General features: G+C 71.6%; 16 protein-coding genes. 5 read left to right on the top strand and 11 right to left on the bottom strand.

What is annotated here, in order from left to right; genetic code table 11:
* Window positions 1–158: 158 nt before the first annotated feature.
* Entirely contained in the window at window positions 159–1,754 is a 1,596-nt protein-coding gene (locus VF647_16645) for an alkaline phosphatase family protein (protein HEX8453733.1), read from the bottom strand.
* Between the two features lie 206 nt (window positions 1,755–1,960).
* On the opposite strand from VF647_16645, the gene VF647_16650 reads away from it, so the two are divergent.
* The gene (locus VF647_16650) at window positions 1,961–2,368 is read left to right on the top strand and encodes a hypothetical protein (GenBank protein ID HEX8453734.1); all 408 of its coding nucleotides are present in this window, start codon (window positions 1,961–1,963) and stop codon (window positions 2,366–2,368) included.
* Window positions 2,369–2,375: 7 nt separating this feature from the next.
* On the opposite strand, the gene VF647_16655 is transcribed toward VF647_16650, so the two are convergent.
* The 3 genes from VF647_16655 to VF647_16665 all read right to left on the bottom strand — a co-directional run bounded on the left by VF647_16655 (window position 2,376) and on the right by VF647_16665 (window position 4,503).
* A complete protein-coding gene (locus VF647_16655) occupies window positions 2,376–2,594 on the bottom strand; it encodes a hypothetical protein (GenBank protein HEX8453735.1) in 219 nt (72 codons plus the stop codon).
* Window positions 2,594–3,169 carry a TlpA disulfide reductase family protein gene (locus VF647_16660; protein HEX8453736.1) on the bottom strand — a complete coding sequence of 192 codons (576 nt, stop codon included), beginning with the start codon at window positions 3,167–3,169 and terminating at the stop codon, window positions 2,594–2,596. The genes VF647_16655 and VF647_16660 overlap by 1 nt, the downstream gene beginning before the upstream one ends.
* 101 nt (window positions 3,170–3,270) lie before the next feature.
* Window positions 3,271–4,503 (bottom strand): sialidase family protein, encoded by a 1,233-nt coding sequence (locus tag VF647_16665; protein HEX8453737.1) that lies wholly within the window; start codon window positions 4,501–4,503, stop codon window positions 3,271–3,273.
* A gap of 155 nt (window positions 4,504–4,658) precedes the next feature.
* Here VF647_16665 and VF647_16670 point away from each other — a divergent pair, with 155 nt between their 5' ends.
* From VF647_16670 to VF647_16685, 4 genes are all read left to right on the top strand, one after another.
* Window positions 4,659–4,943 (top strand): hypothetical protein, encoded by a 285-nt coding sequence (locus tag VF647_16670; GenBank protein ID HEX8453738.1) that lies wholly within the window; start codon window positions 4,659–4,661, stop codon window positions 4,941–4,943.
* Window positions 4,944–5,119: 176 nt separating this feature from the next.
* Window positions 5,120–6,259: an FAD-dependent monooxygenase gene (locus tag VF647_16675; protein HEX8453739.1), complete on the top strand. Its 1,140-nt coding sequence runs from the start codon at window positions 5,120–5,122 to the stop codon at window positions 6,257–6,259.
* 62 nt (window positions 6,260–6,321) lie between these two features.
* Window positions 6,322–6,762 carry a DoxX family protein gene (locus tag VF647_16680; protein ID HEX8453740.1) on the top strand — a complete coding sequence of 147 codons (441 nt, stop codon included), beginning with the start codon at window positions 6,322–6,324 and terminating at the stop codon, window positions 6,760–6,762.
* Window positions 6,763–6,826: 64 nt separating this feature from the next.
* Window positions 6,827–7,231 carry a DUF2784 domain-containing protein gene (locus VF647_16685; GenBank protein HEX8453741.1) on the top strand — a complete coding sequence of 135 codons (405 nt, stop codon included), beginning with the start codon at window positions 6,827–6,829 and terminating at the stop codon, window positions 7,229–7,231.
* On the opposite strand, the gene VF647_16690 is transcribed toward VF647_16685, so the two are convergent.
* The 7 genes from VF647_16690 to VF647_16720 form a co-directional block, all read right to left on the bottom strand.
* A complete protein-coding gene (locus VF647_16690; protein ID HEX8453742.1) occupies window positions 7,206–8,063 on the bottom strand; it encodes a hypothetical protein in 858 nt (285 codons plus the stop codon). The two genes, VF647_16685 and VF647_16690, sit on opposite strands and share 26 nt — an antisense overlap.
* A 298-nt stretch (window positions 8,064–8,361) precedes the next feature.
* Window positions 8,362–9,546 carry a sensor histidine kinase gene (locus VF647_16695; protein HEX8453743.1) on the bottom strand — a complete coding sequence of 395 codons (1,185 nt, stop codon included), beginning with the start codon at window positions 9,544–9,546 and terminating at the stop codon, window positions 8,362–8,364.
* A 194-nt stretch (window positions 9,547–9,740) separates the two neighbouring features.
* Complete coding sequence (locus VF647_16700) at window positions 9,741–10,136, bottom strand: type II toxin-antitoxin system death-on-curing family toxin (protein ID HEX8453744.1); 396 nt, start codon at window positions 10,134–10,136, stop codon at window positions 9,741–9,743.
* Window positions 10,137–10,142: 6 nt separating this feature from the next.
* Window positions 10,143–10,367 (bottom strand): hypothetical protein, encoded by a 225-nt coding sequence (locus tag VF647_16705; GenBank protein ID HEX8453745.1) that lies wholly within the window; start codon window positions 10,365–10,367, stop codon window positions 10,143–10,145.
* A gap of 163 nt (window positions 10,368–10,530) precedes the next feature.
* Complete coding sequence (locus VF647_16710) at window positions 10,531–11,646, bottom strand: metal ABC transporter permease (protein ID HEX8453746.1); 1,116 nt, start codon at window positions 11,644–11,646, stop codon at window positions 10,531–10,533.
* Window positions 11,643–12,752, bottom strand: coding sequence for a metal ABC transporter permease (locus tag VF647_16715; GenBank protein HEX8453747.1), 1,110 nt, complete (start codon window positions 12,750–12,752; stop codon window positions 11,643–11,645). Before VF647_16715 ends, VF647_16710 begins: the two co-directional genes overlap by 4 nt.
* A 199-nt stretch (window positions 12,753–12,951) precedes the next feature.
* Window positions 12,952–13,216, bottom strand: a 265-nt coding sequence (locus VF647_16720) for a hypothetical protein (protein HEX8453748.1), incomplete at its 5' end; no start/stop codon positions are given.

The raw sequence follows: 13,216 nt of genomic DNA on the forward strand, positions 1-13,216 counted from the left end.
GATCAGGAACGGCCGGCCACACCCGCCGAAGCTAGACCGCCCCGCCGACAGGGCGCAAGCGCTGAACCGCCGGACCCAATCCCGTAGGGGCAGCCCCACGTGGCTGCCCGTGCCCGACGCCGCACCGAACATCGTGTCACCGTCCATCGCCTGTCCGCCTACCTCAGCGCCTCCACCAGCACCCGCCCGTCCAGCGCCTCGGTCGGCCGCACGCCCACGATGCGCGCCAGCGTCGGCGCGATGTCCACGACGCGGGCGAAGCGGGCGTACTTCCCGGGACGGATCGTGGAGCCGTAAAAGATCACCGGCACGTGCGCGTCGTAGTCGTGAGGCGTGCCGTGCTGCCCGTACGTCGCGATCCCCCACACGTGCTCCGGCAGCAGCGTGACGACGGCGGCCACGGGAAGATCGGGCGGAAGCATGTGCATCCACCGGCGCGTCACCGGGTTGGTGGCCGAATCGCGCGGCAGATCCTTTACGAGGCTGGCGTGCATCACCCCAGGCTGCCGGCGCGCCCACGCCACGAAGCGCGTCATCGCCTCCGGGAGCAGCGCGGCCGGGTCGCGGCCGGCGCGGAAGAAGGCGTCGGGATCGTACGCCACCATCCCATCGTCGAAGTTGAAGGCGGCGCTGTCCACCCCCATCCGCCGCGCCTCGGCGCCCAGCCAGCGGGTGAAGGCGCCCAGGTTCGCGTGGTAGCGCGCGGCGTCGCCGGGGTGGCGCACCTCGGGGATGGGCGCCACGCCATGGTCCGCCGTCAGCGCGATCACCACGCTCGCGGGGTCGCGTCCGGCGTACAGCGAGTCGAGGAACACGCCCAGCATCCGGTCCAGCCGCACCACCTGGTCGTGGATCTCGCGCGAGTCCTGGCCGTAGCGGTGCCCCACCGCGTCCGTCGTGGAGAACGACACCGCGAAGACGTCCGTCTGCGGCCCCTGCCCCAGCTTCAGCTCGCGGAGCCCCGCCAGCGCGAACTCCATCGTGAGCTCATCCATCCAGGGAAACTCGACGATGGTGCGCCCCGCCGTGTCCGGGTCGGCGGAAAGGACGTGCGGAAAGGTGTACTCGCGCCCGCCGTTCTCGGCGCGCACGCTGTCCGGCTCCGTGTATGACGCGGCCGGGAGGAGCGGCGTCCACGCCTTCCCCGCGAAGCGCCGCGCCGGCCGCGACGCGTTGTAGCGCTGCACCCAGGTGGGAAGCGTGTCCGCATAGTAAGTGCTGGTGGTGAAGGCGCCGTTGTAGCCCCACCAGTACACGTCCTGCTGCGCCCTGCCGAGCGGAAGGATCGCCCCGCGGTCCTTGCGCGACACGGAGAGGGCGCGCGTGCGCGGGTCCTTGAAGCGCAGCCAATCGGTCAGCGTGCTCCCGCGGAAGCGAAAGGGCGAGGCGCCCGCCATGGTGCTCCCGGCCAGGAGCGGCGCCTGCGGGTCGCCGACGCCGGCGATGTTCTGCACGATCCCGGTGCTGCGCGGAAAGCGCCCGGAGAGCGTGCTCGCGTGCCCCGGCGCCGTCTCGGTGATCGCGTGGTCCTGGTACGCGCGCGTGAAGACGGCGCCGCCGTCGTACAGACGCGCCAGCCCTCCGGTGAGCTGCCCGGGCCAGCGCGTGAAGTAGTCGGGGCGGAGCTGGTCCACGGTGATGAGCACCACCAGCGTCGGGCGGCGCGCGGGTGCGGCGGGCTGCTGCTGCGCCGCGGCGGGGAGGGCGGCCAACCATCCGGCGACGGCCAGCGATGCGATCCTTTTGAGCTTCATGCGAACTTCGAGTGGCTTGGGTATCGCGGCAGGCTCCACAGCGGCCGCCGCACCGCCAAGCTACGCCCGCGTCCTCCGCCAGACCATCCCGCGCCCATCGAAAGCTACGCGGGGCCAACGCCGGCGATTATACTGGGAATCCACGGGGAGCCCCTGCCCCGCCCGCGCCATCACTCGGCGCAAAATCCTCCTGCCACGGCACTTCCATGGGCGATTTCGATTCATCCGGGAGCATCCACGGCCCGCCCGCGATGGTGATGCAGATCATCCGCGCCGCCATGGCGATGGGCGTGGCGATGTTCGCGGTGGTGACCACGCTGGTGCGCGAGCCCCGGCCCGACCCGCCGCTCCAGATCGGGTACATCGCGGCGGTGTTCGCCGTGGCCATGCTCGTGCCGATCTTCTTCTTCCGCAGCAGGATGGAGACGCTCTCCACGCGCGCCAAGCGGTGCACCTTCAGCATCATCGGATGGGCGCTGGGCGAGAGCGCGGGGATGCTGGCGGTGGTCTCGTACTTCCTCGGCAACGCACTGGTGTGGTCGCTCCCCGGCCTGCTGGTGCTCGCGGTCGCCTTCATCGCGTTCCCGCCCCCGGAGAACGAGCCCGGGATGTAGGCGCGGCTTACTCCCAGGGCTTCGACTCCGCGAGGCGCGCGCGCACCTCGTCGTCGGAGAGGGCGGAGAGTTCCTGCTCGGCCTGGCGCACGGTCTCGGAGGCGATGTCGGCGGTGCGGTTCTCGTTGGCGCCGCGCAGGGAGAAGAGGAGGACGAGCGACCCCCACGATCCGCGCCCCACCATCACGTCCCAGCTGCGGCCCTCGGCGTCTTCGATGATGCGCATCAGCCGCCGAGCTCCCTGTCGAGCGCCCGGTTGAGCGCGGGGTCGTCGGCGCGCACGGGGCCGACGTGCTTCCACAGGATGGTCCCGTCCGCGCCGATCAGAAAGGTGGTGGGCACGCCGACCGTGGCGAACGTGGAGGAGACGCGCTGGTCCGGGTCCAGCCAGATGGTGTAACGCGCGCCGAAGCCGCGCAGGAAGGCGCGGATCTCCTCCTCCTGCCCCGGATCGTCGACGCTGACGCCGACCACCGCCAGCCCGGGCCGCGCCTGGTGGATCTTCTGGAGCGCGGGGATCTCCTCGCGGCAGGGATGGCACCAGGTGGCCCACACGTTCAGCAGCACCGGCTTTCCCCGCATCTCCTTGAGCGACACCGGCCTGCCCCCCTCCAGCGCCACGGATTCGAACTCCGGCGCCGGCTTCCCCACCGCCGGCGGCCCTCCGCGCGGGACGTCGCAGGCCGCCAGGGCCAGGAGCGTGGCGAGGGCGAAGGCGAAGGCCAGGCGCGCGGGCCCCCTCCCCGCCCGTTCCTCGCTGCCCCTCCCCCAAACCGCTGGGGGAGGGGCGGAGGCGGGCATCCGGTCCCCGTCCCGCGCCCCCTCTCTCGATAACGTGAGGGCGCAGCCCTCTCCTGTTATCGGGAGAGGGGGCAGCGAGGAACGAGCGGGGGTGAGGGCCCTCACCGCCCCAGCTCCATGCGCGCGGTCTGCACGCGCGACGGCTTGCCGGGCGCCGTCCAGGCGAAGACGACGGAGCTGCCGCCGACGGCCATGCGCGGCACGGACCGCTCCGGCACGCCGCCGATCGTCCGCGGCTCGCCCAGCGCGCCGTCGCGGGCCACGCGCCGCACGCGCACCTCGGCGGGGCCGGCCGCGGAGCGCTCGATCCAGCTCACCAGGGCGCCGCCGTCCACGAGCTTGACGTCCGCGTGGCCCGCCGGGGTGCCGCCGTCCACGCGCACGGGGGCGCTCCAGGTGGCGCCCGCGTCCTCGGAGAAGGCGACTTGCACGCGCGGCGTGTCGCGGGCGGCGGTGAACCAGGCGATGGCCACGCGGCTCCCGTCCGCGGAGAGGGCGGGGCCGTTCACGGGGCACGCGGGGATCTTCCAGCCGTCCGGGTGCACGGGGCGCGGTGGGGTCCAGCGGCCGCCGTCGAGGCGCGTGAAGTAGATGTCGCGGATCTCGTCGGCGGTGCGGTCGCGGTAGGCCACAAGCGGGCCGTCGCTGGTGATGGCCATCGCGGTCTGGCAGCAGTCGCAGGTACGCTGGTCGAGCGGGCTCTCGGGCGCGGCGCCGCCGTCCGCGCTGATGCGCGTGGTCATGATCGCCGTCTCGGCGGCGGGGTCGCCCTCCTCGCGGCCGGCGTACTTGCGGCCGTCCAGCCACGCCACGCCCACCGAGTCGCCCGGCGCGGCCCACATCGACACGAAGCCGTGCTCCGTGGGGGTCCCGTCGCGGTGCGGCACGACGGAGGGGCCCCAGCTCTGGCCGCCATCGGCGGAGCGGGCGACGCGCACCTCGTAAGCGTACTTCTCACCGCTGCTCCGCTGCAGCCAGTGCGCGGCGATCCCCCCGCCGCTCAGCGGGAGGAGCGAGGGGAAGTCCGCCCAGTTGACGAACCACCCGCGCCCCTCGGCCACGGTGCGCGGCGCGGACCACCGCCCGTCCTCCAGCACGGCGAAGCGCAGCGCGTGCGCCGAGTCCGGCCGCGGCTCCGTCCACGAGAGATAGACGCGCCCTTGGGCATCGGTGACCAGGTTGGGCGCGGTGCTCCCCTCCGGCGCGGGCGACGGGAGCTCGGCGGGCTGGCCGAGCGCTTGCCGCGCGTTCTTCTTCCCGCCCGCTTCGCCGCCGCACGCCGCAGAGAGCAGCGCCAGGGCGACGGCGAGGGACCGGCTGCGTTGCGTGGTCATGGCGGGTCGAGGGAGCGGGGGTCGTACGGAGCGATGCATCGTTCGGAAAATGGCACCGGACCCCGCCGCGGGGCAACGGTGAAACCCGCGGCGCGAGTGGTGCGTACCCCATTTCCGGCAACACACCCGCACGCCCCGCAAACCGGAGAACTTCCATGTTCGGACTCATCGCGCTGGTCGCCGCATCCGCGGCCGCCATCTTCGGATACACGCAGTCCCGCCGCTTCGTCCGCAACCGCCTGCGCTTCGTGGACAAGGTCCATGGCAGCGGCGTTCCCGTGGTCGCCGGGTTCGCGGCGCTGATCGTAGGGATGCTGGTGACGGCCATCGTCCCGATCGTGGGCTTCGGCACGGCGCTCGCCTTCGGCGTGAGCGTGGGGACCGGGGTGGCCGCCGGGCGCAGCGACATCCGCCACAACCGCCTCAGCTCCGGCCGCTGAACGCTCTCTCGGCCACAAAAACAGCAGGGCTCACGCGGAGACGCGGAGGCGCAGAGAGAGAACTCCTCCGCGCCTCCGCGTCTCTGCGTAAGATTGCGGATTCAGCGGCTGCCCCACAGACGATTGCAGAGCTTTCCCTACGCCGCCGTTTCGTGCGACGGGCTAGGTCGTTGGGCATGACTGACGAAACGAGACCCATCATCATCGCGGGCGGCGGGATCGGGGGGCTGTCGGCGGCGATCGCGTTGCGGAGGGCGGGGTTCGAGGCGCAGGTGTTCGAGAGGGCGCCCGAGTTGCGCGAGGTGGGCGCCGGCATCAGCCTGTGGCCCAACGCCACGCGCCAGCTCCGCCGCTGGGGCGTGCTGAACGACGTGGTGCGGCGCGGCTTCGTCTTCCAGCACGGCGCCATCCGCTCGCGGAACGGGCGCGTGCTGCTGCGCATGAGCTTCGGCGCACACGATGCACCCAGCGTGCTGATCCACCGCGCGGCGCTCCACTCCGCCCTCGCCGATGCGCTCCCCCCGTGGGCGGTGACCACCGGCGCCACCGCGGAGGACTTCACCGACGCGGGCGATTACGTGCGGGTGCGCTTCGCGGGGCTGGGCGATGTGGAGGGCGCGGCGCTCGTGGGCGCGGACGGTCTGCGCTCCGCCGTGCGCCGCCGGCTGCTGGATGACGGCGAGCCGGTGTACCGCGGCTATCCTGTCTGGCGGGGCGTGGCCGAGGGCACCTTCCCCGGCGCGGGCGAGCTGTCCGAGTCGCTGGGCGCGGGGCTGCGCTTCGGCATCGTGCCGATCGGCGAGGGACGCGTGGCGTGGTGGGCGACGGCCAACGAGCCAGAGGGGACGGACGATGGCGGCGAGGGCGCCAAGGCGAAGCTCCTCCGCCTCTTCCGCGGTTGGCACGAGCCAATTCCGCAGCTGCTGGAGGCGACGCCCGCGGAGGCCATCCTCAAGAACGACAGCTACGACCGTCCGCCGGTGCGCGGGTGGAGCCGCGGGCGGGTGACGCTGCTGGGCGATGCGGCGCACCCCACCACGCCCAACATGGGGCAGGGCGGGTGCATGGCGATCGAGGACGCCGCGGTGCTCGCCTGCGCGCTCGTACAGAACCCCCGGATCCCGGATGCGCTACGCGACTTCGAGCGCCGCCGCTTCCGGCGCGTGGTCGGCATCGTCCGGCAGTCGCTTCAGTACGGTCAGGTGGCGCAGTGGGAGCGCCCGGCCGCCGTGCGGCTCCGCGATGCACTCTTCCGCCTCGCGCCGGACGCCGTCACGGCGCTCGCCATGCGGCGGACCTTTGCGTTCGACGTGTAGCTGGCGCGCGGGTTGCGGCGCGGGACGGGCTTCCGGCGATCCACACGAACGGGAGGTCCCCCATGCGGCCCTTTTTCATGCACCGCTTCGAGGAAGTGACGCTCGCGCTGCTTCGCGTCGTGGCGGGGCTGATGTTCATGCAGCACGGCGTTCAGAAGCTGTTCGGCTGGCTCAAGCCGCCCGACGCGCCGCCGGGCACCGTCGAGCTGTTCTCGCAGATGGGTGTGGCGGGGGTGCTGGAGGTGTTCGGCGGGCTGCTGATCGTGCTGGGGCTGTTCACGCGCCCCGTGGCCTTCATCCTGGCCGGCCAGATGGCGGTGGCGTACTTCCAGGCCCACTTCCCGCGCGGTGCCGTCCCCCTCCTGAACGGGGGCGAGCCGGCGGTCCTCTTCTGCTTCATCTTCCTCTACTTCTCCGCGCGCGGCGGCGGGCGCTACAGCGTGGACCACGCGATACGCGGGCGGGACGCAGCGGCGGACGGGCTGAGGACGACGCGAGCGTGAGCCCATCCGGCTCGGACCGCGGGCAGCGGTGTACATGGAGCGGAACCCTCCGCCCGCCGATGCGATGATCTCTCCCGCCGTCTACCGCGCCCTCGCGGACGCCGTCGTCCTGGGGCACCTCGCCTTCGTGCTCTTCGTGGCGCTGGGCGGGCTGCTCGTGCTGCGCAGGCCGAAGCTGGCGTGGGCGCACGTCCCGGCCGCCGCGTGGGGTGCCGCCATCGAGTTCGGCGGATGGATCTGCCCGCTGACCTACCTGGAGAACCACCTGCGGCTGCTGGGCGGGGGCGATGCGTACCGGGTCGGCTTCGTGGACCGCTACATCCTCCACATCCTGTACCCGCAGGGACTTACGCGCGGCACGCAGATGGTGCTGGGCGCGATCGTGCTGGCGGTGAACGGCTACGTGTACGCCCGCCTGGCGGCCCGGGGCCGCACGCCGCGTCTCAGCGGTGCTCGAAGCGCAGGCTGAGCAACTCCACCAGCTCGGCGGCGCCGGCCTCGCGCGCCACCGCCAGCCCGTCGCGGTAGTGCGATCCGGCGCGGATGGGGTCCTCCGCCTCGTACGCGATCTCCCCCAGCATGAAGTGGCACTGCACCATGCGCAGCTGGTCGCCGGCGCGCGTAAAGGCGCGCACCGCCTCGGCCAGGCGCGTGCGTGCTTCGTTGCGCAATCCGCGCGCGTGGTGCACGCACGCCAGCGCGAGCCCGCCCAGGGCGGCGCGGTGGTCGTCGCGCGCCCGCCGCCCCGTCTTAAGCGCCGCCTCCGCCGACTCCTGCGCCGCCGCCAGCTCGTTCCGCGCCACCTGCGCGACCGCGCGGTTCGCCTGCACCAGCAGCAGCGTCCACTCGTCGCCGTCCGCATGCGCCGCGGCCTCGGCGGCGGCGAAGCGGGCCAGCGCCTCGTCCGTGTCGCCGCGGAGTGCGGCCACGATCCCCAGGTTCACCTCCGCGCGCCCGTGCTCCGCCGCGTCGCCTGCCAGCGCGTTGCGGGCGGCGGTCTCCGCATCGTCCAGCAACCCGGCGTGAATGCGCGCCGCCGCCGACTCGTTCAGCGCCGCGCCCAGCAGCCCTGGCAACCGCAGCCTGCGCGCGAGCTCGGCGGCTTCGCGGGCGAGTGTATCCGCCCGCCCCCACGCCATCCTTGCCCGCGCCGCCCCCGCCGACGCCAGCACGTGCTCCACCGCCCCCACCGCATCCCCCGGCGGCGGCGCGGAAGGCTCGGCCCCCGCATGCGCCCGCGCCGCGGGTACGTACGCGCCGGGCGGGATGTCGTCGAGCAGAGTTGCGGTGGTGGTGGTCACGGGAGCGGAGGGCGTTAGTGCGTTAGTGCGTTAAGTCTGCGGGCGGTCCCCCCTTTGTCATCCTGAGGGAGCCGCCGCGCAGATCTACGCACGTCTCAAAACTCTTGCGGCGACCGAAGGATCTAGCCGGCGCGGCAGGAGGCCCGGGCAAGCCAGCGAATCTCTCGGTACGCGCAGTAGATCCTTCGCTTCGCGCCAGAGGCTGGAGCGAAGGAGAGGGCGGAGAGGCGCTTCGCTCAGGATGACAGAAAAGTCCGGCGCCGGGCTGTTGCGCACTAACGCACTCACGCACTCCGTCTTACACCGAAAGCCCGCCCGTCTCCGGCAACACCTCGGCGATCAGGCAGGGGAACGAGATCGCGAACACGGTGCCGTCGGCAGGGTCGAACTCGGCCCAGGCGCGGCCGCCGACGGATTCGATGGTTTCGCGCACGATCGCCAGGCCCAGGCCCGTGCCCTCCTCGCCGGTGACGGTGCCCTCGTGGGCGCGGAAGAAGCGGCGAAAGAGCTCCGGCCGCGCCTCCTCAGGCACACCCAGGCCGTTGTCACGCACCCTCACGATCACCTCGCAAGGGTCGCCGTCGCGCACGGTGCCCTCCACGCGCACCCAGTGGTCCGGCTTGCCGGGGTCGCGGTACTTGATGGCGTTCGACACGTAGTTGGTGAGGCACAGCTCCACGGCCGCCGCAGGGACCTCCACGATGGGGAGGTCGGGCGCGAGCTCCACGCGCACGCGCCGCGCCTCGGCGAAGTCGCGGAGCTGCCGCGCCACCTCGGCGGCAGCATCCGAGAGAAGGATGTTGCGCGACGACTGCGACCCGTCCACCTCCACGCGCGAGAGCTCCAGGAGGTCTTCCAGCACGCTCTGCATCCCATCCGCGTTGCGGGCGATGATGTCCGTGAACTTCTCCCGCTGCGACGCCACGCTCCCCACCCACTCCTCGCGCAGCATCTCGTTGGCGCCGCGCACGGTGTTGATGCGGTTCTTCATCTCGTGCGTGAGCGAGCGGTTGAAGGCGCGCAGCCGGTCCTCGCGCTCCCTCACCCGCGCCTCGGCCAGCGAGAGGAAGTGGTTCGTGGTGTACTGCTGGATCACCGCCACCGCGCGGAACACGCGGTGCGAGCAGGCCAGCAGCTCCGCGGGCGAGCAGCCGGGCCCCATCCGCTCCGCCGTCTCCGCCAGGTGGTCGAAGAGGATGCCGCCGAGGATCTCGTACTCCTTGAGGATCTGGTGCGCCTCGAAGCCCTGCGCGTGGCGAAGCGCCCCCAGCTCCATCGCCTTCGCCACCACCGGCACGTCCGCCGTGATCTCGGCCGCGACGTCGCCCACGTAGTCCGCGATCCCGTCCACCAGCAGCGGGACGTGGTTCAGCAGCTCTTCGGAGGGGAAGATGTGGGTCGGATGAATCGCCACGCGGTCCACGATCCGCTCCAGCCAGCGTCCCACCAGCGATTCGCGGGCTTCGCGGACGCTGTTGGCCATCGTCCGCGCAAGAGGTTCGTGGGAGGAGATCATCGTGTCCTTCGGCGTCGGGATGCGTCGGAGGACCACGTGCCATAGCACGCGGCCGGACCTGCACAGGCAAGTCCGGCCTCTCAGCGCAATCGCCGTTCCGGCGCGACGGCGGACGACAAACAGGCGGCGGGCGCCGGATCACGCCGGCGCCCGCCCTGGCGTCATTCGTAGGGAACGGCTCGCTCTCGCAGCCACTCCGCCAGTTCGTTCTCGCTCCGCTCGCCTGAAGCCACCCCGCTCATGAGGATCACGACTTCTTCTTCGGGCGCCTCGACGTCCAGCCCGTTGAGCCCCAGGAAAACGTACGCCGCCATGTACCCGACGCGCTTGTTTCCGTCGATGAAGCCGTGGTTCTTCGTCAGTCCAAATCCATAAGCGGCAGCGAGCTCCGGCAGATCCACATCCTGGGAATAGCCCCATCGGTTCTGCGGCCGGGCGAGCGCGGAAGCGATCAGCCCCTCGTCACGCACTCCATGGCTGCCGCCATGCTCGCGAATTTGCTGATCGTGGATGGCCCGCACCATCCGCCGCGTCAGCCAGAACGGCTCGGAGACCATGGCGCTCTACTGGGCGAGCTCGCGAAGCGCGTTCTGGTACTTGCGCGCACCACGTTCGTAAACTTCCATCGCGCGGTCGAACTCGGGATCGTGTGCCGTCAGAGTCACTCCGCATTCCGTTTCCGCGACGCACAATTCGTCTCCCTCGCCCAGCTGCAGACGCTCAATCAACTCCTCGGGAAGCGCCACTACGAGTGATCCGCCCACTCTCTGGAGGGTAACCTTTGTCATCGAGCCTCTCTCGCGCGCGAATCGGTTGAGCACCGAGCACACGGCCCGGGCGGCACGTGTACTCTAACAGCATCGGGACTCAAGTTCCATCGCTAGCCTGCCCAACGCCTTAACTCCGCCAGGTCCTGCGCAATGCTGCGCGGGCGGTGGCGAATGCGGGGCGCTACACGCCGGCCATCGTCTCGCGGGCGGAGGCGCGGCCTTCGTCGGTGAGGGAGAGGTGCTCGCCGGTGCGGGTGAGGAGGCCGGCGCTCTCGGCGCGGCGCACGACGACGCGGGCGAAGTCGGGCGCCCAGCGCAGGTGCTCGTGAAGGTGGCGCTCGCGGCTCTCCTCGGCGGCCTGGGGAGAGCCCTCGTGGTCCAGCAGGTGGATCGTAAGGATCGCCTGCGCGAACTCCCAGCGCTGACGAGCGCGGCGCCGCGCCACCGCCACCACCCCGCGCTCGGGGGCGAAGAGGAGGGATAGGAAGAAGGAGACCCCCGTGCACGTCGCCATGGAGCCGGCGATGGAGACGTCGAGCAGGTACGACATCCAGTACCCCGCCAGCGCGCTCGCCACGCCGATCGCCACGCTGAGCGCCATCATGCGCGGCAGGCGGTCCGTGATGAGGTAGGCCGCGGCCGGCGGCGCGATCATCAGCGCCACCACGAGCACCGAGCCCACGGCGTCGAACGCGCCCACCGCGGTCACCGACACCAGCGTCATGAACGCGTAGTGCAGCGCGCCCGGCGCGAAGCCGAGTGCGCCGGCAAGCGCCGCGTCAAAGGTGGTGAGCTTCAGCTCCTTGAAGAACGCACCGATGAAGGCCGCGTTCAGCAGGAGGATGGCGCCCATCACCCAGAGCGTGCGCGGGCCCAGGTCCATGCCGCGCCAGGAGTAGCGGTTGAAGGGGGCGAAGGCCAGCTCCCCCAGCAGCACCGCGTCCACGTCCAGGTGCACGTTGCCCGCGTAGCGCGAGATCAGGATGACGCCCACGCTGAAGAGCGCGGGGAAGACGAGGCCGATGGCGGCGTCTTCCTTGACGCGGCGCGTGCGGTGGAGGAGCTCCACCAGCGTCACTGTGAGCACGCCGGTCGCCGCCGCCGCGGCGATCAGGAGCGGCGAGGCGATGTTGCCGGTCGCAAAGAAGGCGAGGACGATCCCCAGGAGGATCGAATGCGAGATGGCGTCGCTCATCAGCGCCATCCGTCGCAGCACCAGGAAGACGCCGGGGAGCGCGCACGCCGCGGCGGTGACGGCCGCGATCCACTGGATCTCCTGCTCGGGCGCGATGATCATCGGTCGTCCTCGCCGCGCAGGCCCGCGCGCCGCTCCGCCTCGCCGCGGCCGGCGGGGGTGATGGCCCACTCATCCTTCGGCGTGCGGCGCGCCCAACCCCGCGCTTCCATTTCGCGCAGCTCGCGGTGCGCGCCGGGGTGCATGGCTTCGAGAACCGCGGCGGCGTGGCCGTGCTCCGGGTTGGCGTGGTGGCGCGCCAGATCGTCCAGGTTGCCGAGCACGGCGTCCATGTGCAGGCGGCTGCGGTTGCGCCTGTCGCGCACCGATTCCCACAGCACCCCGCGGTTGGGTGCGAAGAGGATCGACAGCACCACCAGCGCCGTCAGGCAGAGGACGATGGTCGGTCCCGTGGGGAGGTGCTGGGTCAGCGAGCTGAGCACCGCGCCGCTCACCCCCGCCAGAGCGCCGAACAGCCCGGCGACGGCCACCATCTTCCCCATGCGGTCCGTCCACTGCCTCGCGGCCGCGGCTGGGGCGACCACCATCGCGCTCATCAGCACCACGCCCACCGTCTGCAGCCCGATGACGATGGAGACGACGAGGAGCGTCGTGAGGATCACGTCCACCGAGCGCATGGGGAAGCCGAGCGAGGCGCCGTAGTCGGGGTCGAAGGCGAGGAGCTTGAACTCTTTCCAGAAGACCGCCGCCCCCAGCAACGCCACTGCACCGAGCGAGGAGATGAGGAGGACGTCGCGGTGCAGGAGGGTGGCGGCCTGGCCGAAGAGGAAGCGGTCGAGCCCGGCCTGGCTGGCGTCGGGACGCTTCTGCACGTAGGTGAGCAGCACCAGGCCGAACCCAAAGAAGACGGAGAGGACGATCCCCAGCGCGCTGTCTTCCTTGACGCGGGTGGCGCCGGTGATCTTCATCACGGCGAGCGTCCCCAGCCACCCTGCCACCGCGGCCCCCGCCACCAGCACCGGCGTCGCCTTGCTCCCCGTGAGGAGGAAGGCGAGCGCGATGCCGGGGAGCGCCGCGTGCGAGATGGCGTCGCCCAGCAGGCTCTGCTTGCGCAGCACCGCGAACGAGCCGAGCGCGCCGCTGGTGAGCCCCAGTGCCGCCGCGCCCAGGGCGACCGTGCGGAGGGTGTAGTCGGTGAGGAGATCCAAGGGACTGACGGGAATGGGGAATGGGGAATGGGGAATGGTTAAACCAGGCCCATTCTTCTACGGGTGCGAGGCGAGGTACGGCGAGACAGACCCGCCCTTGGGGGAGCGAGGGCGACGGGGAGGCGGGCTCACGGCGAGATGCTTGTCCCGCCCGGAGTGCCCACCATTCCCCATTTCCCCATTCCCCATTCCCCGCCTTTCAGTCCGCCGCGTGCAGTGAGGCCCCAGCGGGCAGGCCCCCGTTGCGCGTCAGGAACGGAAGCCGTCCGCCGTAGGTCTGGCGCAGGTTTTCCTCCGTGAAGACCTCGCGCACCGGGCCGTCGGCGATGCGGCGCACGTTCAGCAGGAGGACCCAGTCGAAGTACTCCGGGACCGTTTCCAGGTCGTGGTGCACGACGACGACCGTCTTGCCGGCGCGGCGCAGCTCCTGGAGGACGGAGACGATGGCGCGCTCCGTCTTGGCA

It is taken from the genome of Longimicrobium sp., assembly GCA_036387335.1.
Taxonomy (GTDB): Bacteria; Gemmatimonadota; Gemmatimonadetes; order Longimicrobiales; family Longimicrobiaceae; genus Longimicrobium.